Source organism: Methylocapsa polymorpha, from assembly GCF_045689225.1.
Taxonomy (GTDB): domain Bacteria; phylum Pseudomonadota; class Alphaproteobacteria; order Rhizobiales; family Beijerinckiaceae; genus Methylocapsa; species Methylocapsa polymorpha.
This window is the reverse complement of the sequence record NZ_CP136862.1, coordinates 2,232,824-2,257,720: the sequence shown is the minus strand read 5'-3', so window position 1 is coordinate 2,257,720 and position 24,897 is coordinate 2,232,824. Positions and strand designations below refer to the sequence as shown.

Below are 24,897 nucleotides of genomic sequence, written 5' to 3'. Positions count from 1 at the left end.
GGCGTGGCATTTTTGCCGCGACGCGATATTGGTGGACAGTGCGCTCTGTCCTTGCCACATTAAAAACTTGTGACGGGCTCCAAAGCCTTCGGTTTCATAAAAGGGAGAGTCCATGACGGGGCAGCCGCCCGCCGCTGGGTCTGCGGCGAATGCGGCCGGAAAGCTCAACGAGCCGCACGAACCGGAGCTCGATCCGCCGTTCGATGTGGTGGAGCCGGCCGTTCTCGCCAGCCCGCTGGTTTTTTCATCGCCCCATTCGGGCGACGCCTATCCGCGCCGTTTCCTCGATCGCGCGAGGCTCAGCGCCGCGACGCTGCGGCGGACCGAGGACGCTTTCGTGGACGCGCTGTTTTCGGGCGTTCGCTCTCTCGGCGCCCCGCTGCTTCGGGCGCGTTTCCCGCGCGCCTATCTGGACCTCAATCGCGAGCCCTATGAGTTGGATCCTCGCATGTTCGACGGTCGGCTGCCGCTTTCCGCGAATACGCGATCGATGCGCGTCGCCGGAGGCCTCGGCACCATTCCCCGCGTCGCCGGCCAGGCGCAAGAGATCTACGCCGCCCGCTTGCCCGTCGAGGAAGCGATCGGGCGAATTGAAAAGCTTTACAAACCTTATCACGCGCGCCTCGGCGAACTGCTGGCTAGGGCGCAGCGGAATTTCGGCGTGGCTGTTCTCGTCGATTGCCATTCCATGCCGTCCGGCGCGAGCCACGCCGGCGTGATTCCGACCAGCACAATTCCCTCATCCCTGCCGTTCGCGCCCAGCGGGCACGAAGCCAGGCCAAAAGCCGATTTCGTCGTCGGCGATCGTCACGGGACGAGCTGCGCCGCTGTTTTGGTGGAAGTCGTCGAAAGCGAGCTGCGCCGCTGCGGCTATCTCGTCCAGCGCAACAAGCCTTACGCCGGCGGCTTTATCACGGAGCATTACGGCGTTCCCGCCTCCCACTGCCACGCCATGCAAATCGAGGTGAGCCGCGCCCTCTACATGGACGAGCAAAGCGTGACCAGGAACGAGCGTTTCGCCGAGGTGAGCGCGGCGCTGACGAAAGTCGCGGCCGCGCTTGCGGCGGCGGCGGCGGCGCTGCCGAGCATGCACAGGGCCGCCGCTGAATAGGGCTCCTCACCAACACCCGTCCCCGGAGGGGCTTAAGGCAACGATTCGAACCCTTCCTTGAAGCCGGCCAAGGCGAGCGGGATGCCGATGCCTTCCTCAGGCGTCTGGAAGATGATGAAGGTCGCGTTCTGGCCCTTTTTCATCTGATCTATCAATTTTTCTTCCATAACGACCTCGGCGACGCAGCCGGTCGGCAAACAGCGCACGAAACCGGCGCGCCCCACATCCGTGTCGTCGATCTTGAGCCCGAGGCCGGACGGCAAGAGCACGCCGAGCGGCGCGATGACGCGCAAGAGCCGGCTCTTCCCATCCGCGGTCTTGAGAATGATCACCACGAGATTGATGTTGGGCTTGTCTTCCGCGGCGACGCTTTGCAACAGCGCGCATTGCTCATGAGCTGCGCCAGGGGGCGTCTCACAGCGCAATTCCCAGTCGCCGTGCTTGCCCTTCACGACGCCTTGGCCAAAAGCCGGGAGTCCGGCGCCCATGAGCCAAACGCCAACCAGAATCGGGCCGAACACCCGCGCCACAAATCTTCCCCTCTTCAAATCGACCGCCTGCGTCATGCGCGCTCCGAACTTCGAACCTCGGGTCCGACCCATGCTCTCAATTTCACGTTCAAGCCTGCAGTTTCAAGCCTAGATGATCAATCCTATTGCCGGGCTTGCATCCCTGACGCAGATCGCGTCCGATGCTAAGCCGCAAGCGGAATTGCCGGCCGATCCGGGCGCTCGCCGAGATTTCGGAAGCAAAAACGCATAGCTCAAGCGGCCCGCATTCAGCAAGGCCCCAAGATCTTGCTACCTTTTCTTCGCTAAAAACCCGTTCCGGCCGGAGCCCAATCGGATGGGTGAAGACACGCGGCGCCTCGGTCAAGTTGGAGCATGTCCCGAATCGAAGAAAACGATCGATTCTTCCCAAGACCAGCTCCAATGGATGACAGCAAATTGACGCGCCCAGTCCGAGCTGATCGCCTCATCCGCCAGCTCTTTGATTTTGCGGCTCGATCCCAAGTCTTAAGCGGCTAAGCATTGGGATCAGGTCCGTAGCAAATCGTTTCGCGCCGTCAAGCAAACCTCAGGTCTTCCGCATGAGCCGCAGACTTCGGCGAGGCATTTAGCGGCGCCATCTGCTTCGAAAACAGGCGCCATGACCGCGCTTTAATCGCGCCTTTATGCCGCAAGGCTCAGTTCTTACAGGCGCATTGCGCTTGACCGGCGTTTGTGGTTTTGAACCATTTGCCTCGGCCTCTAGACTGGGGCGGAGGGAAATGGTAGGCGCGGCGCGTCAGCCGTGCAACCGGAGCACCGAGTTTCATGAGATTTGCCAGCACAACCGCGCGACGCGCCCGAGATTTTCGCGCGGGCTTCTTCCACACCAGTTTTTGGCTGGCGGCGCTCGTCGCCGGCGCGGCGCAGGCCGACGGCTATCCCGAACCAGGCCAAATCGGCCTTCAGGAAGCGGTCACGCCCATCGCGGAGGAGATGCACGTTTTCCATAATTGGATTTTGCTGCCGATCATTATTGCGATCAGCGTTTTCGTGCTTGGGCTGCTCGCCTATGTCATTTTCCGCTTCAACGAAAACGCAAATCCGACCCCGTCGCGGACGACGCATAATTCCACGCTCGAAGTCATTTGGACTGTGCTCCCCGTGATGATCCTCGTGGTGATCGCCATTCCATCATTTCGTCTGCTGACCCATCAAATCGTCGTGCCGCCGGCGGATGTGACAGTCAAGGTCACAGGCAAGCAATGGTACTGGACCTATAATTATCCTCAGGATCAGGGCGGCGGCTTCGAATTCGACTCCTACATGGTTCCGCAGGACGCGCTGAAACCCGGCGACATCCGCCTCCTTTCGGTCGACAACGAGGCCGTCGTGCCGGTCGGGAAGATCGTGCGTCTCCAGGTGACCGCCGCCGATGTGATTCATTCATTCACAATCCCATCCTTTGGCATTCGCATCGACGCGGTTCCGGGCCGGCTAAACGAGACCTGGTTCAAGGCGGAGCGCGAAGGCGTCTATTACGGTCAATGCTCCAAATTATGCGGCCAGGATCATGCCTATATGCCGATCTCCATCCGAGTCGTAAGCGCCGAAGATTATGCGGCCTGGCTTGTCGAAGCGAGCAAGAAGTTCGCTTCGACGGGCGCCGCGCCGGTTCATTTTGCGGATAACACAGCGCCACGCGTCGAGCGGCGATAGGCGCGACGGCCACATCAGAATTCGAGGGAGAGTCCCGTTGGCGACGACCATAGTAGAACATCACGAAGAGCACGCCCATCCGACCGGATGGCGCCGCTATCTCTTTTCGACGAACCACAAGGATATCGGCACGCTCTATATCGTCTTCGCGCTTGTCGCCGGCGTCGTCGGCACCCTTATGTCGATCTTCGTGCGGATGGAGCTTCAGGAGCCTGGAATTCAGGTCTTCAACCATCTCGCGGAGATCATCGACGGGGCCTCGCCCGAGGTCGCCATCCTCGCCGCGAAAAACCTCTACAACGTCTTCATCACCGCGCATGGCCTCATCATGATCTTCTTCATGGTCATGCCCGCGCTCATCGGCGGCTTCGGCAATTGGTTCGTCCCGATCATGATCGGCGCGCCGGACATGGCCTTTCCGCGGATGAACAATATTTCGTTCTGGCTGCTTCCCGCGTCTTTCACCCTTGCGGTGATTTCCTTGCTCGTCGAGGGCGCGCCGGGAATGAAGGGCTTTGGCGGCGGCTGGGTTCTCTATCCGCCCTATTCGTCCAACACCGGCTCTCCCGGCCCGGCGATGGACTTCCTGATCCTGTCCATTCACTTGGCGGGCGCCTCGTCTATCCTTGGCGCGATCAATTTCATCACGACCATCTTCAACATGCGCGCGCCAGGCATGACGCTGCACAAGATGCCTTTGTTCGTGTGGTCGCTGCTGGTCACCGCCTTTCTCCTGGTGCTGACGCTGCCCGTGCTCGCCGGCGCCATCACCATGCTCCTCACCGACCGTAATTTCGGGACGACCTTCTTCGATCCGTCGGGCGGCGGCGACCCGCTCCTGTTCCAGCATCTGTTCTGGTTCTTCGGCCATCCCGAAGTCTACATCCTGATCCTGCCCGCCTTCGGCATCATCAGCCAGATCATCTCGACCTTTTCCCGCAAGCCCGTATTCGGCTATCTCGGGATGGCTTACGCCATGGTCGCGATCGGAATCGTCGGCTTGGTGGTCTGGGCGCACCACATGTACACGGTTGGCTTGTCGCTCGACACGCAGCGCTATTTCGTCTTCGCCACAATGGTGATCGCGGTGCCGACCGGCGTGAAAATCTTCTCCTGGATCGCGACCATGTGGGGCGGCTCCATCAGTTTCCGCGCGCCCATGGTCTGGGCGACCGGATTCATCTTCGTGTTCACGGTCGGCGGCGTGACCGGCGTCGTGCTCGCCAACGCCGGCATCGACCGCGCCTTGCACGAGACCTATTACGTCGTGGCGCATTTCCACTATGTTCTGTCGATTGGCGCGGTCTTCGCCATCTTCGCCGGTTTCTATTACTGGTATCCGAAGATGACCGGATTCCTGTACAGCGAACCCCTGGCCAAGACGCATTTCTGGCTGACGTTCATCGGCGTGAACCTCACCTTCTTCCCGCAGCATTTCCTTGGTCTCGCCGGTCTGCCGCGCCGCTATATCGATTATCCCGACGCCTTCGCCCAGTGGAACCGGATTTCGTCCTACGGCAGCTATATCACCGGCGTCGGCCTCCTCTTGTTCTTCTATGTGATCTATGACGGCTTCGCCAAAAAGCGGCTCGCCGGCAACAATCCATGGGGCGCCGGCGCTACGACGCTCGAATGGACCCTGTCCTCGCCGCCGCCATTCCACCAATTCGAGACCTTGCCTCGGATCAAGGATCTGGATCACTAAGGCGACGCGCGCAGGCCGTTGAGGCCGTCTCCGCCAACGGAAGCGCGAGACGGCCCTGAGCCTGGCGTTAGGAACGATGAATGCGAGCTCTGAAAGGCTCGCATTCGATTTTGACTTTTCGCATGGCCAAGTTTCGTCGCGCCTTGCAGCTTATTTGGCGAATGTCCTGATCGGCTGAAGCCATCCGATCAGGACATTCGCTCTGGGCGGATCGCAGCAGAGCGCTTCATCGCAAGGCTCCGCGCATCGCCGCAATAGAGAGCGCCGAGCGCAAATTGGCGGATCAAGTCGGAACGGCAGTTTCCGTTCGCAACCTGATTTGGAGAAAGGCCGGCGATAGTCCGGCCCATGTTTTTCTCGAATTCTGAGCCTTAGTAAACGGCGACAACTAAAATTCGAAAACCAAAAGCCCTTCCGCATAACCCCTTGGCGTGACGCAAACCTCAAAGCAACCCGAACATGAGCTTCATCAGCGAAAGCAGCGACGACACGAGTGCAGGCCTTGCGGTTTCGATCGCAAGCCCCTCCGATTATCTTGCCCTGCTCAAGCCGCGAGTCATGTCGCTTGTGGTGTTCACCGCGCTCGCGGGCGTTTTGATCGCGCCGACGCATGTCAATCCAGTTATCGGATTTGCATCGCTGCTCGCCATCGCGGTGGGCGCCGGCGCCTCCGGCGCGCTCAACATGTGGTATGACGCCGACATTGACGCCGTGATGCGCCGCACCCGCAATCGGCCCATTCCAGCCGGCAAGATCAGCAAGGAGAACGCCTTCAGCTTCGGCGCGACGCTCGCTCTTTTTTCGGTGCTCACATTGGGCATCGTCGCCAACTGGCTGGCCGCCAGCCTCCTCGCCTTCACCATATTTTTCTATGTCGTCATCTACACGATCTGGTTGAAACGCTCGACCCCGCAGAATATCGTGATCGGCGGGGCCGCGGGGGCTCTGCCCCCGGTCGTCGGCTATGCTGCGGCGACGGGCAGCGTCAGCATTGCAAGCCTCGCCCTGTTCGCCATAATTTTTATCTGGACGCCGCCGCATTTTTGGGCGCTCGCCCTGGTCAAAGCCGACGAATATGGCCGCGCCGGCATTCCTATGCTGCCGAATGTGAAGGGCGCCAATCGCACCCGCCGCGACATTCTCCTTTACACGCTCATTCTGGCGCCGCTCGGCCTTGCTCCCTGGCTGCTCGGCGTCGCCTCTTGGGTCTATGGCCTGCTTGCATTTGGTCTCGGCGCCCTGATGCTCTTGCTGGCGGCGCGCGTCTATAATGTTCGGGTCGGCTGGAAGGCCGACCGCTGCGCGAAGGGCCTGTTCGGCTTTTCGATCGTCTATCTTTTTCTCCTCTTCGCCGAGCTTGTCGGCGAACGCGTCTTCACGCTCGCGCAAGGCGTGATCATGAACCCGCCATGGTGATGCGATGACGACAGATGGCGACCTGGAAGAAGGCATCGTGCTGACGCCGGCCCAGAAAAAAAGCAGGCGTCAACGTAATGTGGCGATTGGCCTCGCAGTTGGTTTCTTCGTCCTCCTTTTCTATGTCGTGACGATCGCCAAGCTCGGGCCAGGCGTGCTCGACCGGCCATTTTGATAGGGGCCGTTCCATGAATCCGCCGCCGAACTCTCCAAGGACGCCGACGGCCCGACGCAAGGGCCTCATCGCCTTGTGCGCGGGCGGCGTCAGCTTGGCCATGCTCGCGCTCTCTTTCGCGTCAGCTCCACTCTACCGCGCCTTCTGCGCCGCGACCGGCTATGCCGGGACGACCCAGGTCGCAAAGACGGCTCCCGCGACAACAGGTCAGCGCGAACTCATCGTGCGTTTCGACGCCAATGTGGCGCCCGGACTCGCATGGAAATTCGAGCCGGAGCAGCCGGAAATCAGGCTCTTGACCGGACAAACGGCGACTATTTTCTACAAGGTCACCAATTCTTCCGACAGCGACTCCGCGGCGCGGGCGGCCTACAATGTGAGCCCCGAAAGCGCGGGAGCCTATTTCGACAAGATCTCCTGCTTCTGTTTCGAGGAGCAGAAGCTCGGCCCGCATGAAACGGCGGAGCTGCCGGTCGTGTTCTTTCTCGACCCCGCGCTCGAGCAGGACGCAACCATGGCGAGCGTCCAATCGGTCACGCTGTCTTATACGTTTTTCGCTGTCAAACCTTCAGCCCTCTTGAGCGCAGTTGGCGGCCAGACGGGCGCGCAGGCCGGCCCTCTCTTGAAACGGGACGATCCGTCGCCTTGACCGGCGCATCCAAACGAGGCAAACGCCGTCAGCCGAATTTGCCTTGCGGATCGCTCCAGGATTTTGTCCTGCGGATTTTGGCGGCTATTATGGAGACGGGCTCAAAGAGCCTTTAAGCGAGAAGGTCAACTTTTATGGCGGACGCCCACGTGAAACCGAACCACGATTATCACCTCGTCGATCCGAGCCCCTGGCCGATCGCAGGGGCCGCCGCCGCTTTGGTGCTGGCGATCGGCGCCATTCTTTGGATGAAGCATCTGACCATCGGGGGCGTCGCGCCTGGGGCTTTGGTCTTCGGCCTCGGCGTCACCGCCCTCCTCGCTGTCGTGGCGGCCTGGTGGAGGGACGTGATCAAGGAATCGACCTATGGCGGCTATCATACGCCGGTCGTCCAGATCGGCCTCCGCTATGGCATGATCCTGTTCATCGCCTCGGAGGTCATGTTCTTCGTCGCCTGGTTCTGGGCTTTCTTCGACGCCAGCCTTTTTCCCGGCGACGCGATCGAATATTCCCGCGCCGAATTCACCGGCGGCGTCTGGCCCCCAAAAGGGACCGAGGTGCTTGACCCCTGGCATTTCCCGCTCATCAACACGCTCATTCTCTTGACCTCAGGCGTAACCGTGACCTGGGCTCACCACGCCCTTCTCAAGGGCGATCGTCTTGGCTTGAAGGCGGGCTTGGCGCTGACGATCCTCCTCGGCGCGATTTTCACCAGCGTCCAGGCCTATGAATACGCCCATGCGCCGTTCGCCTTCAAAGGCTCGATCTTCGGCGCGACCTTTTTCATGGCGACGGGCTTTCACGGCTTCCATGTCATCGTCGGAACGATTTTTCTGGCCGTCAACCTGATCCGCGCCTTCGCCGGGCAATTGTCGAAAGCGCATCATCTCGGCTTCGAGTTCGCGGCCTGGTACTGGCATTTCGTCGACGTGGTCTGGCTGTTCCTCTTCACCTGCATTTACGTGTGGGGGTCCTGGGGCGCCGCGATCGAGGGTTGAGCCGCGCGCTTACGCTCTGTTCATGATGGGCGGCTAAGAGCCGCCCATTTTTTTGCGCCCGTTGCGAACCCCCTGACCGGGTCCACGTATCAGCGGACCAGTTCAGCCTCGGCATAGCCGTCCAGAAACGCGGCCACGGCAGGGTTCGCCCGCAGGCCGGCGAAATCCTGCGCGGACGGCAATTGCGGCCGATCCCGCGCAGCGTTCACGAGACACAGGAACCCGAGCGGCGCGCGGTCGCTTGCGCGAAACTGGTGCCAAGTCCATGGCTCAATTGTCACGAGGTCATGCGGCTCTAGCGCATGGACCTCCGCGCCGACGAGACAATGTCCGCGCCCGCGCAGCACCATGACCGCATGCATGTGCTCATGCCGTTCAAGGGTTGAGAACCCGCCCGGCTCGATCTCGAAATAGCGCAATTCGGCGAGGAGCCGCGGATCGGAGAACAGCGCCTGCCGGGAGATCGCCTTGAACGGCGCGCTATCCTCATCCTTGTAAGGGCGATGCTCGACGCCCTCCCAACGGAACTCTCCGGCTTTACGCAAGGACGTCGCTTTGGCGTCGGACTCGGACATGGCTTCACCTGTTGTTGCTACGCGCGCCTGACCGCTTCAACCGCGACCGCGCGCTGGCGCAGAACGCGTGGGGCGGCCCCGCTCCCACGCTCGCGCAAGCTGCAGCTATTGCTCAAATCGCGGATCTCAGCCATACTGAATCATCTCACCCGATATTATCAAATACAAGCAGTTGAGCCGCGTTTCCCGCTGCAATCGCCCCGCCAGAGGCGAGGCGCAGAGGTCTCGCGGCTGGCGGTTTGGAAACCCTGGGACGCGCCGAGATCGGCGAATCGCGCCAATCAAATGAGGCGCCGGAAAAAGAGAGGCGGCAAATGGTCACGCTCGATCGCCCCGCGGGGCTGCAGATCGATCCCGATGTGTTGCGGCAATCCTTTGATCGAGAGCCGTTCGGGTTCGACCATTCCCTGTCCGGCCTCGATCTGTTCAAGTTCGAGGAGCTCCAGACCCTCACGGAGAAATATATCGGCCACAACGAAGATTACTATATAGCGGCCGGCGCGCCGGCGCCCGGCGCGATCTTCTATTCCGTGCCGGTCGCCCCTTACGAGCCGCATGTGGCGATGGAGCGGCTTGAAGCAGAATCCTATCGCATCCTCTTGAAGCGCCCCGAGAAATATGACCCTCGATTTCGCGAATTGATCGACCAGTTGTTCAAGCAAGTCGTCGATTCGCTTGGCGGGCTCGGCGACGATCGCATCGTGCGCCTTGAGGCGGGGCTCATCATCAGCTCCGCCGCGACGACCACGCCATTTCACTTCGATCCCGAAGTCGGGTTCTTTTCGCAGATCGAAGGGGAGAAAATCTATCATGTGTATTCGCCGAGCATACTCGGCGAAGAGGAGTTGGAGCGTTTTTATCGCAGCGGTCGCGTGTCGATCGCGCAAGTCGATCTCGATGGACGCGATCCGGCGCGCGAGCATGTCTTTTCGCTTCGGCCCGGCAAGGGCCTGCATCAGCCCCAGAACGCGGCCCATTGGGTCGAGACGCGGGGTGCGCGTTCAATCTCCTACACTTTTGTTTTTGAGACAGAGGCTAGCCGCGCCCGCGGACGCGCGCGGGCGTTCAATCATTATTTGCGCAGCCTCAAGCTCAATCCGGCGGCTCCCGGCGCAAACCCCGCCCTCGACGCGTTCAAATCGGAAGCGATGCGCGTCGTGCTGCCGATTCGCAAGGGCATTGCCGACATCGTCCACAGAGCCAGGGCGGAATAAGTCCGCGGCTTGAGACCTACGCGCTCATGATTGTTCAGCCGCGAATGCGCCCATATTCATATTCGGCGACGGCGCGAACGAAGCTTTCGGTTTCCTTGGCGATCGCCTCTTGCGGCGCGGCCAAGAGCGCGCCGCCGATCAGCAGCATCGCGTCTCGGCCGTAATAGTCGAGCATTTCCGGCACGCGCGCCAGAGTCATGCCGCCAGCCGGGACGGGCAGGCTCGGCGCAATCCGGCTCCAGGCGCCGAGAAGAGCCTCGGAAATTCCCTTGCAGCTCGCCGCGGAATAGCCGAAACGGCCGCCATAATTGGGAAAGATCGACGCGTCGGCGCCGATCAACCGAAACAGCTTGGCGAAAAGCACAGGCGAGATCGCGGCGCCGCTCATCGTCGGATGGGCCAGAAAGGCGAAATCGGGATTTAATCGACGCAGAGCCTGAAAATTCGAAAGGCCGGCGACCACGGGAGCGATCAGGACCGTATCGACGCCCTCGTCCCGCGCAATGCCGATCTGCCGGCGCATCTCGTCCAAGGAGCCGGAGAGGCTTGGCGCATAGCGGGTCGGCTTTCCGCTGACCGCCGCAGCCTTGCGGACGGCGCCTGCGCAAGCCCTGACCCGATCCGCGAAAGGGCTGTAGGACTGGTTTGCAAGCCCGTGATCGTCCTTGATGATGTCCAGGCCGCCGAGCGCGAGCGCGAATGCGAGCTGCGCAAGCTCCGAAGCCGCCAGGCCTTGCGGCTTCAGCGCCGAAGAGGTCAGCGCGCGCCCCTCGGCCTTGGCTCGCCGGCGCAGCCCCGCGACGCCATGTCCCGGACCGCCGAAAGCCGCCAGCAGATCATCCGGGGCCGCGAAGTCGCGAAGAATGACGTCCTCATGCAGCGACGTATTGCCGAAAAGCATATTGATGAGCTGGCCCGCATCGCCGCCGATCGTGGCCGTAGCGAGGTCGATGCGCAGATCGAACCAGCCATCGCCGCGATCCTCGATCGCCGCGACCTGCCCGACGATGTCAGACAATATGCCGGGATCGCGGATCGCCGCGAGCGGCATCTCCACGCTCTGCTCGACAGCAATGGCCTGCGCCCTCGCCTCGATCGAACTCGCATCGCCGCGAATGCGATAAAAGGCGCTCACTCTTCCGCTCAACGCAAAGCCCCGCTTCCATGATTCGCCCGTCGGGACGCGGGCGCGAAAAGTCAGATCTCCGCGCCTTTGGCTAGACCCGCGCGGTCGCGCTCGGCGTCGACTTCCGCCAGGAGAGGCTGCAGACGTTCGGCGATCAGCCGAGCCCCCTCATCCTGGAAGATCTCCTCGTGCCAGCCGGGGATGGGAGACAGGAAGAACCGGCCCTTGACGAGATCGGTCCAGCCCATATTGGGATCGGCGAAACGGGTGACGATTTCCTCGCTTTGAAGAAGAACAAGGTCGCTCGCGCAGGGCCGCGCCCGATACTCGTTTCGCGCCGCCTCGAGCGAGCGCAAGAACAGCCAGTCGTCGCGGTCGGCTTTCTTCAGCCGCGCCAAGTCGGTCAGGCCCAGCTTGGCCGCGAACTCCAGAACTCTGCTCTTGCGGACCAGCGTGTAGGACGCAAGAACCTCGGTAAGCGACTCCTTGCCGCTCGCGAGAAGCTTGATCCGATGGCGGAGGATATGGAGATTATAGTTCAAAAGGTAGACTGACCGCTTGAAGAAGGGCAACCCCCTCAAGTAGCCGGGGACCCAGATGTCGGACAGGATGAGCAAGGGGACCGATTCTCCGCCCTGCCTGAGTTGCTGCGCAACCTCGTAAGCTATGGCTCCCGCCACGCAGAGCCCGCAGAGGATGTAAGGACCATGCGGCTGAGCTTGGCGGATGAGACGGACGTAATCACCAGCAATATCGATCAGGTCGCGCGGCTTGGTGGGAAGCGGGGCGTTGGGTTCGATCAATGGAACGCCGAGGAATGGGCGATCCGCCCCGATCTTTCGCGCCAGATTGTAATAGAGCACAGTATTGTTGATGGCGATGATCGGCGTCTTCTCGCCCAAGGGTTGGATTCGGATGATTCCGGACGGCTCTGCCGGCGCCTCGATGCGGGACAAGCAGGCGGCGAACTCCCTCAGGGTCGGAGCCTGGAACAAGGTCACGACGTCGATCTTGGCCCCAAAAGCGCTCGTGACGCGCGCCATGAGCCGGATCGTCAACAGAGAATGGCCGCCAAGTTCAAAAAAATTCGATGTGGGACCGATCGCCTCGACGCCTAGGAGCTCCCGCCAAATTGCCGCCAGCTTCGCTTCGACATCCGCCAAGCGCGCGCTGGAGGCGGCGGCAATTGGCGCAGGGCCAAGCGCCGGCTTCGGCGGCTGTGGCAGGGCTGCGCGGTCCACTTCGCCGCTCGACATGCGGGGCAAGGCGAACAATACGCTGACGCCGCTCGGCGCAGCCCCTGCGGGCAAGGCGTCGGCGAGATAAGCCATCAGCGTCGCCGGCAGGGTCTCCAAAGGCGCCGTCGACTCCGGCGACGGCGTGACATAGGCGTAAGGGCGTCCTTGCTCGCTGCGCCCCGGCTTGTCGGACTCCGATGACGCCGCAACGACGACCGCCTCCATGACGGCCGGGTGGCGCAGCAGTAAAGCCTCGATCATCTCCGGCTCGTCACGCGATTTGGACGAGGCGACAGAATCGCGCGCCGGAGGGACGAGCGAAGACAATCTCGCATTGGGATTTGAAACGGCGAACTCGAAAGCGGACATCAGGAACTCGAGCATTCGCTCGGCGGTGCGCCTTTCGAACAGGTCGGGGTTGAACTCCACCGCCATGCGCCAGCCGCTCGGCCAATGCACAAGAAAAAAGAAGAAATCATAGAGCGAGCCGGCGGACAGCGAAGGCTGCCCATGTAGCTCGAAATCGCCGTAGCTCTTATGATCCATGACGTCACGCAACACGGTGAAATTCACCGAAATCAACGGCGTGCGCTTGGGATCGCGCGGCGGATTGAGAATCTCGACCAGCTTGTGAAACGGCATTCGCTGGTGGATCAACGCATCCTGAACCGTTCCATTCACGCGCGTCAGGAATTGCTCGAAGGTCGGGTCGCCCGAGGCGTCGAACCGCATCACGAGATTGTTGATGAAGATGCCGATCATATCCTCGAGATCCGGGTCGTCGCGGCCGGCGATCTGGGTCCCGAAAATGACGTCGGTCTTCCCGCTGTAGCGGTGAAGCATCGCCGCCGTCACGGCGCATCCAAAGCTGAACAGAGTGAGATTGTGCTTGCGCGCGGCCTCCTCCAGCTTGTCGCCGAGCTCGGGCGGCAGGATGGCGGCGAGGATCTCGCCGCGATACGAGGGACGGACGGGGCGATCGTGGTCCGGGGCGATCTCGAAATAGGGCGCTCCGCCGAGCTTGCCTTTCCAATAGGCGATCTCGGCGTCGAAGCTGCCGCTGGCGAAATATTCCTTCTGCCAAAGGCAATAATCGCCATATTGCAACGGCGGCTCTGCAAGCTCATGGCTCCGCTTGGCGTCGAGAGCCGCCGCGATCACGCCAAATTCATGCGCCAGGATGCGGATCGACCAGCCATCGAAGGCGATCTGATGAACGGTCGCCAGCAAGAACGCGTGATCGGCCGCCAACCGGACCAGAGTCACGCGAATCAACGGCAATCGGCCTATGTCCATCGGCAAATGCGCTTCGCGCCTGCCGAGCGCCAAGGCCTCGTCCAGCCGCTGCGCCTCGGGACAATCGGTCAAATCGACAATGGAGAGTTTGAAATCGAAATGCGGGACCACCTCCTGCATCGGCTCGCCGTCTTTTTCGACAAACCGCGTGCGCAAGATCTCATGCCGGTCGATGATCGTCTGAAACGCCCGCTCGATCGTCGACGGATTGAAGCTCCCCTTGATCGACCAACGCAGAGCGACATTGAGCGCCGGATTGCCTGGATTAAGCGAATTGATAAACCAGCAACGCTGCTGGGACGACGAGCAAGGGAACAAAAGCGCGTCGTTGACCGCGACGCTCGAGGAATTTGGCTCCGGCGAATCTGCTCGCGGCGAATTCGAGCTCCAGAGATCCTCCGCCCCGGGAGCTTGCGGGTCGGGCGTGACCGGTTCCGGGTCGATCGCGTCGCGCAAATGCGCAGGCGCGGCGAACACGTCCCGCTGAGCGTCGCCGACCATGCGTAACGTCATGCCGACGGTTCCCGTTTACCGTTTGGGCTGCGCCTGAAACTCCGCAAGGACGGAGCCGTCTTGGCCGTCGCCGACTCCTCCGACTGGTCGTTCGCAACCTGGGCCAATTCGGCGATCGTGGGGTAGCGCATCACGTGCCTCGCCTCCAGACCGACGCCCTGCTCCAACATTCGCGCTGCGATGCGGAATAAATGGATCGAATCCGCCCCGAGAGAGAAAATATTGTCGTGAACGCCAACGTCTTCGATTTGTAGCACATCGCTCCAGATCTTGGCGAGCTTGGTCTCGACCGGCGTCCGCGGCGGCGTGACGATGCGATCCGAGCCCGCCAGGGCGGCGTCGGGCGGCGGCAAAGCCCTGCGGTCGAGCTTGCCGTTTGGCGTCAGCGGCAGCGCGTCGAGGCGCATCCAGAGCGACGGGACCATGTAGTCCGGCAAATGCGCGGCTGCATGGGTCGCTAGCTCGGATGCCGAAGGCGCTCGATCCGCTTCCGCCACGAAATAGCCGACGAGGCGCGGCGTCCCTCCGGCAGGCGCGCTGATCGCTGCGGCGCAGGCGGAGACCAAGGCGCTCCGGCGCATGACGGATTCGATTTCCTCCAGCTCGATGCGGAATCCTCGCAGCTTGACCTGGCTGTCGATTCGGCCAAGCAGCTCGACCCCGCCGTCCGGGAGCCGTCGGGCCAAGTCTCCCGTGCGGTAAAGCCTCTGGGGGGCGCCGTCCGTCAGCTCAATGACGCGGAACGCCTCGGCGTCAAGGTCCGGGCGCTGAAAATAGCCCCGCGCCAGCCCCGCGCCGCCGATGTGGAGCTGGCCGATGACGCCGACCGGCGCCAGCTCGTCATTGCGATCGAGGACATACAGCTGCGTATTCAGGATCGGCTCGCCGATCCTGATCGGAGCGGGACCAGGCGAGACCTTGCCGACGCTGGACCAGATCGTCGTCTCGGTCGGACCATAGACGTTCCAGAGCTCGCCGCCATTTTCGAGAAGCATGTCGGCGAGGTCGCGCGGGAGCGCTTCGCCGCCGCAAAGCATTCTAAGGCCTGGGCGCGGGCGGAAGCCGGCTTCGATCAGGATACGCCATAGCGAGGGCGTCGCCTGAACCATGCTCGCATGAGATTTTTCGATCAGGGCCGCGAGGCCGAAGCCGCCCCTGACTTCATCGCGGCTGGCGATGACCACGCGGCCGCCTGTGACGAGGGGCAGGAAAAGCTCGAGCCCGGCGATGTCGAAGGCGATTGTGGTCACCGCGACGAGAACCTCGCCCGCATTGAACCCAGGTCTCCGCGCGATCGACCAAAGCAGGTTTGCGACGGAGCGATGCACCACCTCGACGCCTTTTGGCGTTCCCGTCGAGCCCGAGGTGAAGATCACATAGCAGGCGCGGTCCGCTCCGCCGGCGGCGGGCGCGGGGCCTGCGCCGGATTGGCGGCGATGGCGCGCGCGTCGGCGTCGAGACGAATTACCGGCAAGCCGGAGGCGAGCGTAGCGGTGATTGATTGTCACAAATCAGCGCCGCCGCCTCGGCATTATCGAGCACGAGCCGCAGGCGCGCCGCCGGATAATGCAGATCGAGCGGCACATAGGCGTGACCCGCTTTCATGATCGCCAGAAGCGCGATCAGCATGTCGAGCGAGCGCTCCGTCGCGACCGCGATGCGCCCGCCCGGCTCCGGGACGACGCCGCGCAGATGATGGGCGAGACGATTGGCGCGACGATCGAGCCTCGCCATAGGTGAGCTCCGCGTCGGCGCAGATCGCGGCGACCGCATCGGGCGTTTTCTCCGCCTGCGCGGCGACAAGCTCATGCACCGGACGCAAGTCGAGGTCGGGCGCGGCCGTGTCGTTCAGGTCTCGGATCAGCCAGACGCGCTCGGCGTCGGTCAAAAGCGGCAGCGCCGTCAGCGGGCGCGCGCCGTCATGGGCCGAAATCTCCCGCGAGATGGCGTCGAGGAGGGTGCGGTAGTGACCGATCCAACGTTCGATCGTCGCGACGTCGAACAGGTCGGTGCTGTAGTCGCAATCGATGCGAAGCCCGCCGTCCTGCTCGGTGACGTTGAAGAAAGGTCGAAATTGACGAACCGTTTCGGGTTGGACCGCGCCTCGATCTCGAGTCCCGGCAGATGGATCCTGTCGCCAAGCCGCTCAAGGTTGAATTGCGCCTCCACCAAAGGCCGCCGCCCTGCTTCGCGCGGGAGCGCCAGCTTGCGCACCAGCGTGCCCAATGTGAAGCTTTGGTTTTCATAGGCGGCAAGCGCGATCTGGCGCGTCGCCGTCAGATGTTCGGCCAAGCTTGTCTGCGCCCGCCAGCTTCCGCGCAAGGGCAGGAAATTGACGCAATGGCCAACGAGGCTGCCGCCTTCGACGAGGGACTGTCCAGCGGCGGGGATGCCGACGACGACCTCGTCCTGGCCGGCCAGCCGCCCGAGCAGCGTTTCGAACGCCGCGAGCAGCGCCGCAAATAGCGTGCAGCCCTTGCGGGCGGCCGCCTTGCGGAAAAAGCGCTGCGTCGGCTCGGCGTCGATCGTCCTCGTGAGCGTGGCGCCGCGGAAGCTCTTGCCCGCGCGCCGCGGCCGATCCGTCGGCAGGTCAAGCGGCGGCGGCGGCGGGGTGAATTGCGGGAGCCAGAACGCCTCGATCGCGCCGCCTTCATTGGCCTGGCGCGCGCGCTCCTCCGCTCCGTAGCGGGCGAAGGAGACTGGTGCGGGTAGATCGGCCGGAGCGCCCGTGCGCGCCGCTTCGTAAAGCTTCGCGAGCTCATCAATAATGACGTTGATCGACCATCCGTCGCAGATAATGTGGTGCGCGGTGAGGACAAAGGCGTGATCGTCGGCGGCCCAGCGCGCCAATTGAGCGCGGATCAGCGGCCCGTTCACCAGATCGAAAGGCGTTTCCGCATCTTCCGTCAAAAGCGCCTGCCAGACCGCTTCCGCCGCCTCGCCCGGCATTGCCTCCAGACTGCGTTCCGCGATCGTCACGTCGAGCGAAGGCGCGATGCGCATCAGCTCGCCGGTCGGACGGAACGACCCACGCAGCGCGTCGTGCCTCGCGACGACTTGGTTGAGCGCGGTCGCAAGAGCCGCGCGATCGAGCGCGCCGCGCAGCCGCAAGGTCACCGATTCATTGAAAGCGCAGGACGCCTCGTCGGAAAGCTGCGCGGCGAGCCAGATTTCGGTCTGCGCCTCGGTCAGCGGAATTTCGGCGACCGGCTCCGGAATGGCGGCCGTCGGGCCTGGCAGAAAGCCCGCCTCCTGCATCGCTATGATGCTGCCCTCAAAAGCTTCGGCGATCGCCGCTATGTCGGCGTCGCTATGGGCCGTCGTCAGGAAGCACGGATAATGCTCCTGGATATAGATTCCGCGCTCGAGCATGAGCGGATAGAACAGGCTGGCGAGGCGACCGAGGCCGAAAAGGTTGAAGAAGAACAGGCTTCCGCAGGTCTCGATGTGGACGTCGACGCCGCGCTGCTTCAGGAAGCCGTTCAGGCGCCGCACCAGCGCCGCCGTGCGGGCGGTGAGGCCTTCCTGCAGCGCCGGCCCCTGATCCTTGATGTGGTTCAGCACAGCCCAGACCGCCGCGAGAACCAGCGGATGGCGCACGAATGTCCCGGCGAAGAAAGTCATTCCGACTTCGGGATAGGAATCGTCGCCATAGCGCCACGGCCCGCCGTCGAGCGCGTCCATGAACTGGGCTTTGCCCGCGAGAATGCCGACCGGAAGACCGCCGCCGACGACCTTGCCGTAAGTGGCGAGATCGGCGCGAATGCCGTAGAGGGCCTGCATCCCGCCTTGGTGCATGCGGAAGCCGGTGACGACCTCGTCAAAGATCAACGCGGCGCCGGACGCTTCCGTGATCGCGCGCAGCTCCTTCAGGAAGGCGACCGGCTGCAGATCGGGATGCCGGCTCTGCACCGGCTCGACCAGGACGCCGGCGAGCTCGTCCGCATGGGCGCGAATCCATTCAAGGGATTCGGGCGCGCCATAGGGCAGCACGATCATGTTCTCGACGGATTCGGATGGAATTCCGGCGGCGGCGGCGACTGACCGCGCGACGCCGCCGCGCAAGCTTCCCTTCACCAGCACTTCGTCGAACTGGCCGTGGTAATCGCCGGTGAAAGTCGCGATGCGGGAGCGGCCGGTGACGGTGCGTGCAACGCGCATCGCCGCCATGACGGCCTCCGACCCGGTGTTGCAGAAGGTCACCCGCTCATTGCCGGTCAGCTCGCTGAACAGCGTCGCAACCTGTCCGGCCAAAGCCGCCTGCGGTCCGATCGCAAAGCCTTGCCGCAATTGCGCCGATACCGCCTCGACGACGAAGGGCGGCGCATGGCCGAAAGCCGTCTGGCCATAGCCGTTCACAAGGTCAATGTAAGCGTTGCCGTCGACGTCCCAGATGCGGGAGCCTTCGGCGCGGTCGCTCACGACCGGATAGACGAGATCCTTCCATTCCTGCCGGAAACCCGCGGCGGCGCGGGGATCCGCCAGCACCGCCCGATGCTTGGCGGTCAGAGCCTTGGAGCCCGGCGTGCGCGCATTGAAGCGCGCCGTCAGCTCGGCAAGGCCTCGCTCTTGCGCTTCGGTTTAGCGGCGCGGCAGGCGCATTGCGGGCCTCCGCAAGCATCTCGAACCGGATTTCCCCGGCGCCGGCGCGGATGTTGACGGCGCTTCCGCAGGCTGCGGGCTTGGCGAAGCTGAAGCAGCCGCAGGCGCTGCAGCGGGTCCCGCCGCGATCGCCGGCGCGGCGCCTGAGCCGCGCAACGCGTCGAGCTGTTGCGCCATCAAGCGGCTCATCACGTCAAGCTGGTCGCGAATCACTTGTTCGACGGTTGCAGCGTTGGCGCCGGCTTGACCTGCCTGCGTCGACGCGGCGGAAGCTGCCGGAAGCGGCGCAGCCGCAGGGATAGAGGCCAGCGCGGTAGGCGCAGGCGACTGTACGACGACCACAGGCTCGGGCGGCAGCTTCGCCGCCAAAAAAGCAGCCAGCGCCGGAATTGTCGACAATTCGCCGAGCAACTGACGGAAGGTCAGCTTGACCTTGAAGTCGCGCTGCAATTGCTGCGTCACTTGACTGAGGAACAGCGAGTCGAAGCCCATTTCGAGGAAACTGGTCTCCCGGCTCAGACCCGCGACCGGCTCGCCGGAAAGAGTTTCAAGCAGCGCCACAATACGGTTTTGCAGCTCGGCGCCTCGGCCGGTCTGGGCTGAGCCGTCTTCGGATTGAGCCTTGGCGGTGGGCGTTGATTGCATTGTGGCGGCTGTCTCGGCGGAAAATGTCTTGATGACTGAGTTGAGCTGAACAGGAGCTGACTGGACGGGTTCGGGCGTTCCCCCCTCCGAGTGGACCGGCGGCGGCGCGTCGATCCAATGTCGCGACCGTTCGAACGGATAGGTCGGAAGGGAGACTCGCAGCCGGCTCGCGGCGGCATGCACGCCGGACCAATCTATCGCAACCCCGGCGCACCAGAGCTGCGCTGCGGAGCGCGCCATCACTTCGTCATCGGCGGCCGCCCGCGCCGCATCCGGCAGCGAGGCGAGCACGGCGGCGGCGCTGCTCCCCGCCCCGCCCTGACGCGCGAGGGTGGAAAGCGCGTAATTCCCGGCCCCGTCTCGATCAGGATGGGCGTGCGGCCCTCGGCCGTGGCGTGGCGAAACAGGGTCGAAAGTCCGTCGCCGAAGCGCACCGGCGCGCGGCAATGCCCCGCCCAATAGGCCGGAGAGGTCGCCTCCGCCTCGGTGAGCCAATCGCCGGTCACGCTCGAAATACATCTGAGCTTCGGAGCGGCGAGCCTGATCTCAGCGAATTGCGCCTCGAGCGCCTCGGCCGCCTTGTCCATCATCGGCGTATGGAACGCGTGCGAGGTATGCAGCCAGCGGGACATGACGCCGCGCGCCGTAAGCCGCGCGTCGAGCCTCGGCCACGGCGTCGTCCGGACCAGCCGCCACGCAAAGGGTCGGGCCGTTGACGGCCGCGAGCGCCAGCGGTCCGTCGAGCAAGGGCGCAAGCTCGGCTTCCGGCAGGCGCACCGCCAGCATGGCGCCGGGCGGCATTTCCTGCATCAGTCGGCCGCGCGCGGCGATCAGCGCAAGGGCGTCCTCGTGCGAAAACACGCCCGCGAGGCAGGCCGCGACAAACTCGCCGACGCTATGCCCGATCATCATCTGCGGCTCTACGCCCCAGCTCCGCCAGAGTCGGGCGAGCGCATAGCCCACGGCGAAGAGGGCGGGTTGGGCGACTTCCGTCGCCTGCAGCGCGTCGGCGCCAAGGCGCTCCTCCGCATCGCCATAAAGAAGAGCGCAAAGATCGCGGCTAAGCAAAGGCTTCAGGATCGCGGCGCTGTGCAGCATGCTGGCGCGAAAAACCGGCTCAGTTTCGAAAAGATCGATTCCCATGCCAGGGTATTGCGCCCCCTGCCCTGGGAACATGAAGGCGACCGGCGGCGCGGCGGCGCCTGGTCGCCCCGAAATCAGGCCGCGGCCGGAGACGAGGGCATCGGCAGCGGTCTCGCGGTCCCTGCAGGCGACCGCCGCGCGATGCGCAAAGGCGCGCCGTCCGACCTGCTGCGTGAAAGCGACATCGGCCAGCGGCAGCTCCGGATGCGCCGCGATGTGCTCGCCCAAGGCCCGGCGCGCCGCCTCCAGCGCCGCCTCGCTTCGGGCCGAGACTGTGATGACCTGCGTCGGCCGGAGCGACCCTTCCGGCGCGACCTCCGGCGGCTCCTCAAGCACGACGTGCGCATTGGTTCCGCTGACCCCGAAGGCGCTGACGCCGAGCGGCGCGGCCAAGCGGCTCGCGGCCAGTCGCGCCAAGCTTTGTTCACATAAAACGGACTGTCGTCGAAGGCGATATGAGGATTGGGGTCTCGAAAAAGAGGGTTGGCGGCAGCTTGGCCTCGCCGAGCGCCAGCGCCGTCTTGATGAGGCCGGTGACGCCGGCGGCGACATCCAGATGGCCGACATTCGGCTTGACCGAGCCCAGCGCGCAGAATCCGACGTCGTCGGTACTGGCGCGAAAGGCCCGTGTGAGACCGGCGACTTCGATCGGATCGCCGAGCGGCGTGGCGGTGCCGTGGCATTCAACATAGCCGATGATGGTGCGGGCGTCGACGTCGGCGGCGGCGAGGGCCGCGGCGATGACCTCGGCCTGCCCGTTCGCGCTCGGCGCCGTAAAGCCCGCCCTGGCGGCACCGTCATTATTGAGCGCCGAGCCGCGGATGACGGCGTAGATATGGTCCCCCTCAGCGAGCGCATCCTCCAGCCGCTTCAAGAGCACCACGCCCGCGCCATTGCCGAAGACCGTCCCGTCCGCCTTGGCGTCAAAGGTGCGGCACCGCCCTTCAGGGGAGACCATCGCGTCGTCCTGGGCGAGATAGCCGCGCCGCTGTGGAAGCGTGATCGAGACGCCGCCGGCGAGCGCCATGTCGGATTGGTACAAAAGCAGGCTCTGACAGGCCTGCGCGACCGCGACCAGCGAGGTGGAGCAAGCCGATTGCACCGTCACGCTCGGCCCGCGGAGATCGAGCTTGTAAGAGACCCTGGTGGCGAGGAAATCCTGCAAGCCGCCGACGAGTTCGGCGTAGCTGCCGACCTGATAATTGCTGGCGAAGAGCTCGACCGCGGCGCGATCCTGGCAGACGTGGCGCAGGAAATAGGTGTTCATGCTGCAGCCGGCGAATACGCCGATCGCGCCGGCGTAGCGGGCCGGGTCGTAGCCTCCGTCCTCCAGCGCCTGCCAGGCGCATTCGAGGAACAGGCGATGCTGAGGGTCGGTGAGCTCGGCCTCCCGGGCGTGCATGCCGAAGAAGCCGGCGTCGAACTGCTCCACCCCGTCGAGGATGGCGCGGGCGCGGACGAAATTCGGATTATCGCGGACAGACCGGTCGAAAGCGTCCTCAAGCTCCGAATCGGAGAAGCGGGTGATGGATTCGACGCCGTCGCGCAAGTTTCGCCAAAACGCCCTCACATCGGCGGCGCCCGGAAACCGGCCCGCCATGCCAATGATCGCGACGCCCGTCGGCACGACGGAGGATTGGCCGAAAAGATCTTGTTTCATAATGAGGACATCGTGCGGCGGCGCCAGATCCGCCGGAGCGCCTCGTTCTGGCGCTGCTTGCGATCCTGAATGTCGGCGATCGACAATTTGCCGGCGTCGCGCGTCTCGAGGCGGGCCGCCAGGGACCGGATCGTCGTGTGCTCGAATAATGCGGTCATTGGAACATCGTCAAATTGCGCCCGAATCTCCTCATGCAGCGCCATCAGATCGAGGGAGCTTCCTCCGAGGTCGAAGAAATTCGCGTCGAGGCCGACATAGGGAACCTTCAGCAGCCGCCGCCAGATCGCCGCGAGCTTCGCCTCAACCTCGCTCGAAGCCTGCGCCGGCTCGCCGTCTACGCCTCGCCAAGCCGGTGGAACCGGCAGCGCGTCGCGATCGATCTTGCCGTTCGGAGTCAATGGCAAGGCGTCGAGGATGACGAATAGGGCCGGGATCATATGTTCGGGCGCGACCTCGCGAAGCCGCCCGCGCAGCGCCGACGCATCGGCCGGCGGGCTGACGCGGCTTGCGACATAGGCGACGATCTGGCGTTGCCCCGAGCCATGCGCGCGCAAGATCGCCGCGGCGTCGGCGACCTCCGGCAGGCGGCGAAGCGCGGCCTCCACCTCGTCGAGCTCGACCCGCTTGCCATTGATCTTGACCTGGCGGTCGGAGCGGCCGAGGAACTCCACCACGCCATCGGCACGCTGGCGGACGAGGTCGCCCGTCCGGTACATGAGGCGGCCGGGAGAGCCGCCGAACGTGTCGGGCAAGAATTTTTCCGCCGTCAGCTCCGGCCTGTTGAGATAGCCGAGAGCGACGCCGTCGCCCGCTGCGACAAGCTCCCCAATCTCTCCCCCCGCCACCGGGCGAAGCGCCTCGTCGAGCACATAGACCTTGGTATGGGCGATCGGCGGACCGATCGGGACCGGGGCGTCGGCTGGCGCATCGCGCGGAATCGCATAGCAGCAGGTGAAGGTGGTGTTCTCGGTCGGTCCGTAGCCATTTATAAGGCGGCAACCGGGTAGGCCGTCCAGCGCCCGCCGCACATGTCCGGGCGACAGCACGTCGCCGCCGGCGATCAGCTGACGCAGAGGCCGCAACGAATCGATATGGCGATCCACCATGGCGTGGAACAGGGAGGCGGTGAGCCACGCCGTCGTCACGCCGTGGCGGACGATGGCCTCGCCAATCTCCTCGAAGCTCGGGCGCGGCGACGAGACCACGGCGAGCGCGGCGCCATTGAGCAAAGCGCCCCAGATCTCGAAGGTGGAGGCGTCGAAGGAGAGCGGGGCGAGCTGCAGCACCACGTCCCCTGGCCCGAGATCGACGAAATCGTTCCTGGCCAGACGAACGACGCCGCGATGAGGAACCATCACGCCCTTCGGACGCCCCGTCGTTCCCGACGTGTACATTACATAGGCGAGATCGTCGGACGCGCCGCCGCCAGGGAGAGGGGCGGAGCTTTCCTGCGCGATGGCGCCCGCCTCCGCGTCGAGCAGGATGGTCGGCGCCGTCCAGGGCCTGTCGGGCCCATGCGCCAAGGCCAGCTCCGCCGATGACGCCACCGCCGCCGGCCGGGCGTCCTGCGCGATGAAGCCGAGGTGATCGGCGGGATAGGCAGGGTCAAGCGGCAGGAAAGCTGCGCCGGCCTTCAATATGCCGAGCATGGCCAGCACGGCCTCGGGCGAACGATGAAGAAACAAGCCGACGAGACTGCCCGCGCCGACGCCTTTGCCAATCAGATAGCGCGCGAGGCGATTGGACCCCGCGTCGAGATCGGCATAGGAGATGACCCGGTCGCCGCAAAGAATCGCTGGACGCGCCGCGCTGTCACAATCATCCGAGACCATGCCGAAAAAAGCGTCATGTATCGTATGGCTCGGATCGAATGCCGTGCTCCTTGAGTTTGGACCGTCCTGCCCGATTCGCCACGCCATGCCGATGACACCTTGCCCATGCCCGCGGAGCCCTCGCCCCTCGCCAAATGATTGAATTCGATTATCGGCTTTCGGCGCCTTGAGCGAGAGTGCGAGACCGCACAGCGAACCGTTGCGGACATTTTATCGCTCAATGTCAAGCGCGGGCGTATGTTGCTTCAAGTCGCGTTATTCCACCACGAACAAATAGACATCCACCCAAACCGCCTTGACCTAAAAAACCATCTTGAAAATTGCTTAAGTATGTTATCTATACAACTATCTTCTGACAAGTTTTGAAATGCGTCACAAGGCCCAATCGGGCTATCGCCCTAACCTCAACTGCGGCGGCCCGGAAAAACGCGGCGGCCCAGCCTCTTATGACTTGCCCGAAACGCCGGGCTCGCGGCGACCTGCTCAGGATCGAGACCGATCGCCCACTTGTTAGTTCGGATCTCCCTCCCGGCGCCAACAACGGCCGATAAATGCGCATATAGTATCCGACCTTAGGCTTAATATCGGGGCCTCCTCTCCAGAGCAATTCGCCCAGATTTCCGAAACATAAGCGACGCGCCGTTGATGGAACTCGCAGGCGAAAGCAAAAGCCGTTCCCAGCAAATTTATCGAAATCGTCGGTAGGCCGGCGTCCTAAACCACTTGACGTCAGGCGCTTATTTCGGACCCGCTACCTTAATCTTTTCATAGCACGCCTCAGCTTGCCGCACA

At 63.5% G+C, this 24,897-nt stretch carries 20 protein-coding genes; 7 read left to right on the top strand and 13 right to left on the bottom strand.

Annotated elements, in window-relative coordinates; all coding sequences use genetic code 11:
• Nucleotides 1–112 precede the first annotated feature (112 nt).
• Nucleotides 113–1,111, top strand: coding sequence for an N-formylglutamate amidohydrolase (locus RZS28_RS10355; RefSeq protein ID WP_407337687.1), 999 nt, complete (start codon nucleotides 113–115; stop codon nucleotides 1,109–1,111).
• A gap of 32 nt (nucleotides 1,112–1,143) precedes the next feature.
• Here the strand turns inward: RZS28_RS10355 and RZS28_RS10350 are convergent, their stop codons facing one another.
• Entirely contained in the window at nucleotides 1,144–1,599 is a 456-nt protein-coding gene (locus RZS28_RS10350; protein WP_407341098.1) for an invasion associated locus B family protein, read from the bottom strand.
• An 828-nt stretch (nucleotides 1,600–2,427) separates the two neighbouring features.
• Here RZS28_RS10350 and coxB point away from each other — a divergent pair.
• The 3 genes from coxB to RZS28_RS10335 all read left to right on the top strand — a co-directional run bounded on the left by coxB (nucleotide 2,428) and on the right by RZS28_RS10335 (nucleotide 6,439).
• Nucleotides 2,428–3,318 carry a cytochrome c oxidase subunit II gene (gene coxB, locus RZS28_RS10345; protein ID WP_407337686.1) on the top strand — a complete coding sequence of 297 codons (891 nt, stop codon included), beginning with the start codon at nucleotides 2,428–2,430 and terminating at the stop codon, nucleotides 3,316–3,318.
• Nucleotides 3,319–3,355: 37 nt separating this feature from the next.
• Entirely contained in the window at nucleotides 3,356–5,023 is a 1,668-nt protein-coding gene (ctaD, locus tag RZS28_RS10340) for a cytochrome c oxidase subunit I (RefSeq protein WP_407337685.1), read from the top strand.
• A gap of 459 nt (nucleotides 5,024–5,482) precedes the next feature.
• Nucleotides 5,483–6,439 carry a heme o synthase gene (locus tag RZS28_RS10335; RefSeq protein WP_407337684.1) on the top strand — a complete coding sequence of 319 codons (957 nt, stop codon included), beginning with the start codon at nucleotides 5,483–5,485 and terminating at the stop codon, nucleotides 6,437–6,439.
• Here the strand turns inward: RZS28_RS10335 and RZS28_RS10330 are convergent.
• The gene (locus RZS28_RS10330; protein ID WP_407341178.1) at nucleotides 6,420–6,716 is read right to left on the bottom strand and encodes a hypothetical protein; all 297 of its coding nucleotides are present in this window, start codon (nucleotides 6,714–6,716) and stop codon (nucleotides 6,420–6,422) included. The two genes, RZS28_RS10335 and RZS28_RS10330, sit on opposite strands and share 20 nt — an antisense overlap.
• Between RZS28_RS10330 and RZS28_RS10325 the strand changes: the two genes are divergently transcribed.
• Nucleotides 6,715–7,263: a cytochrome c oxidase assembly protein gene (locus RZS28_RS10325; RefSeq protein ID WP_407341097.1), complete on the top strand. Its 549-nt coding sequence runs from the start codon at nucleotides 6,715–6,717 to the stop codon at nucleotides 7,261–7,263. The genes RZS28_RS10330 and RZS28_RS10325 overlap by 2 nt on opposite strands.
• A 134-nt stretch (nucleotides 7,264–7,397) precedes the next feature.
• A complete protein-coding gene (locus tag RZS28_RS10320) occupies nucleotides 7,398–8,261 on the top strand; it encodes a cytochrome c oxidase subunit 3 (RefSeq protein ID WP_407337683.1) in 864 nt (287 codons plus the stop codon).
• Between the two features lie 89 nt (nucleotides 8,262–8,350).
• Here the strand turns inward: RZS28_RS10320 and RZS28_RS10315 are convergent, their stop codons facing one another.
• A complete protein-coding gene (locus RZS28_RS10315) occupies nucleotides 8,351–8,836 on the bottom strand; it encodes a cupin domain-containing protein (RefSeq protein ID WP_407337682.1) in 486 nt (161 codons plus the stop codon).
• 314 nt (nucleotides 8,837–9,150) lie between these two features.
• Between RZS28_RS10315 and RZS28_RS10310 the strand changes: the two genes are divergently transcribed.
• The gene (locus RZS28_RS10310) at nucleotides 9,151–10,050 is read left to right on the top strand and encodes a hypothetical protein (RefSeq protein WP_407337681.1); all 900 of its coding nucleotides are present in this window, start codon (nucleotides 9,151–9,153) and stop codon (nucleotides 10,048–10,050) included.
• 34 nt (nucleotides 10,051–10,084) lie between these two features.
• Here the strand turns inward: RZS28_RS10310 and RZS28_RS10305 are convergent, their stop codons facing one another.
• The 10 genes from RZS28_RS10305 to RZS28_RS10260 all read right to left on the bottom strand — a co-directional run bounded on the left by RZS28_RS10305 (nucleotide 10,085) and on the right by RZS28_RS10260 (nucleotide 24,192).
• Nucleotides 10,085–11,185 (bottom strand): RuBisCO large subunit C-terminal-like domain-containing protein, encoded by a 1,101-nt coding sequence (locus RZS28_RS10305; protein ID WP_407337680.1) that lies wholly within the window; start codon nucleotides 11,183–11,185, stop codon nucleotides 10,085–10,087.
• A 62-nt stretch (nucleotides 11,186–11,247) separates the two neighbouring features.
• A complete protein-coding gene (locus tag RZS28_RS10300) occupies nucleotides 11,248–14,223 on the bottom strand; it encodes a condensation domain-containing protein (protein WP_407337679.1) in 2,976 nt (991 codons plus the stop codon).
• A complete protein-coding gene (locus tag RZS28_RS10295; protein WP_407337678.1) occupies nucleotides 14,220–15,731 on the bottom strand; it encodes a non-ribosomal peptide synthetase in 1,512 nt (503 codons plus the stop codon). The genes RZS28_RS10300 and RZS28_RS10295 overlap by 4 nt, the downstream gene beginning before the upstream one ends.
• The gene (locus tag RZS28_RS10290) at nucleotides 15,688–15,957 is read right to left on the bottom strand and encodes an AMP-binding protein (RefSeq protein ID WP_407337677.1); all 270 of its coding nucleotides are present in this window, start codon (nucleotides 15,955–15,957) and stop codon (nucleotides 15,688–15,690) included. The genes RZS28_RS10295 and RZS28_RS10290 overlap by 44 nt, the downstream gene beginning before the upstream one ends.
• A gap of 168 nt (nucleotides 15,958–16,125) precedes the next feature.
• Nucleotides 16,126–18,711 carry an aminotransferase class III-fold pyridoxal phosphate-dependent enzyme gene (locus RZS28_RS10285; RefSeq protein ID WP_407337676.1) on the bottom strand — a complete coding sequence of 862 codons (2,586 nt, stop codon included), beginning with the start codon at nucleotides 18,709–18,711 and terminating at the stop codon, nucleotides 16,126–16,128.
• A gap of 93 nt (nucleotides 18,712–18,804) precedes the next feature.
• Nucleotides 18,805–19,761 carry a phosphopantetheine-binding protein gene (locus RZS28_RS10280; RefSeq protein ID WP_407337675.1) on the bottom strand — a complete coding sequence of 319 codons (957 nt, stop codon included), beginning with the start codon at nucleotides 19,759–19,761 and terminating at the stop codon, nucleotides 18,805–18,807.
• Complete coding sequence (locus RZS28_RS10275) at nucleotides 19,710–20,060, bottom strand: hypothetical protein (RefSeq protein ID WP_407337674.1); 351 nt, start codon at nucleotides 20,058–20,060, stop codon at nucleotides 19,710–19,712. Before RZS28_RS10275 ends, RZS28_RS10280 begins: the two co-directional genes overlap by 52 nt.
• Nucleotides 20,017–21,030, bottom strand: a complete 1,014-nt coding sequence (locus RZS28_RS10270; protein WP_407337673.1) for an acyltransferase domain-containing protein — start codon at nucleotides 21,028–21,030, stop codon at nucleotides 20,017–20,019. The genes RZS28_RS10275 and RZS28_RS10270 overlap by 44 nt, the downstream gene beginning before the upstream one ends.
• 7 nt (nucleotides 21,031–21,037) lie before the next feature.
• Nucleotides 21,038–22,273, bottom strand: a complete 1,236-nt coding sequence (locus RZS28_RS10265; protein ID WP_407337672.1) for a beta-ketoacyl synthase N-terminal-like domain-containing protein — start codon at nucleotides 22,271–22,273, stop codon at nucleotides 21,038–21,040.
• Entirely contained in the window at nucleotides 22,270–24,192 is a 1,923-nt protein-coding gene (locus tag RZS28_RS10260; protein ID WP_407337671.1) for an amino acid adenylation domain-containing protein, read from the bottom strand. Before RZS28_RS10260 ends, RZS28_RS10265 begins: the two co-directional genes overlap by 4 nt.
• Between the last annotated feature and the right edge of the window lie 705 nt (nucleotides 24,193–24,897).

Excerpts from the sequence above, each read along its gene's own strand:
- RZS28_RS10275 (WP_407337674.1), bottom strand. The coding sequence starts at position 20,060 with ATGATGGACAAGGCGGCCGAGGCGCTCGAGGCGCAATTCGCTGAGATC.
- RZS28_RS10335 (WP_407337684.1), top strand. The coding sequence starts at position 5,483 with ATGAGCTTCATCAGCGAAAGCAGCGACGACACGAGTGCAGGCCTTGCG.
- RZS28_RS10330 (WP_407341178.1), bottom strand. The coding sequence starts at position 6,716 with ATGGCCAAGCTGACGCCGCCCGCGCACAAGGCGATGAGGCCCTTGCGT.
- RZS28_RS10290 (WP_407337677.1), bottom strand. The coding sequence starts at position 15,957 with ATGGCGAGGCTCGATCGTCGCGCCAATCGTCTCGCCCATCATCTGCGC.
- RZS28_RS10325 (WP_407341097.1), top strand. The coding sequence starts at position 6,715 with ATGCTCGCGCTCTCTTTCGCGTCAGCTCCACTCTACCGCGCCTTCTGC.
- RZS28_RS10260 (WP_407337671.1), bottom strand. The coding sequence starts at position 24,192 with ATGGCGTGGCGAATCGGGCAGGACGGTCCAAACTCAAGGAGCACGGCA.
- RZS28_RS10350 (WP_407341098.1), bottom strand. The coding sequence starts at position 1,599 with ATGGGCGCCGGACTCCCGGCTTTTGGCCAAGGCGTCGTGAAGGGCAAG.
- RZS28_RS10310 (WP_407337681.1), top strand. The coding sequence starts at position 9,151 with ATGGTCACGCTCGATCGCCCCGCGGGGCTGCAGATCGATCCCGATGTG.
- RZS28_RS10300 (WP_407337679.1), bottom strand. The coding sequence starts at position 14,223 with ATGACGTTACGCATGGTCGGCGACGCTCAGCGGGACGTGTTCGCCGCG.
- coxB (WP_407337686.1), top strand. The coding sequence starts at position 2,428 with ATGAGATTTGCCAGCACAACCGCGCGACGCGCCCGAGATTTTCGCGCG.
- RZS28_RS10355 (WP_407337687.1), top strand. The coding sequence starts at position 113 with ATGACGGGGCAGCCGCCCGCCGCTGGGTCTGCGGCGAATGCGGCCGGA.
- RZS28_RS10315 (WP_407337682.1), bottom strand. The coding sequence starts at position 8,836 with ATGTCCGAGTCCGACGCCAAAGCGACGTCCTTGCGTAAAGCCGGAGAG.
- RZS28_RS10265 (WP_407337672.1), bottom strand. The coding sequence starts at position 22,273 with ATGAAACAAGATCTTTTCGGCCAATCCTCCGTCGTGCCGACGGGCGTC.
- RZS28_RS10320 (WP_407337683.1), top strand. The coding sequence starts at position 7,398 with ATGGCGGACGCCCACGTGAAACCGAACCACGATTATCACCTCGTCGAT.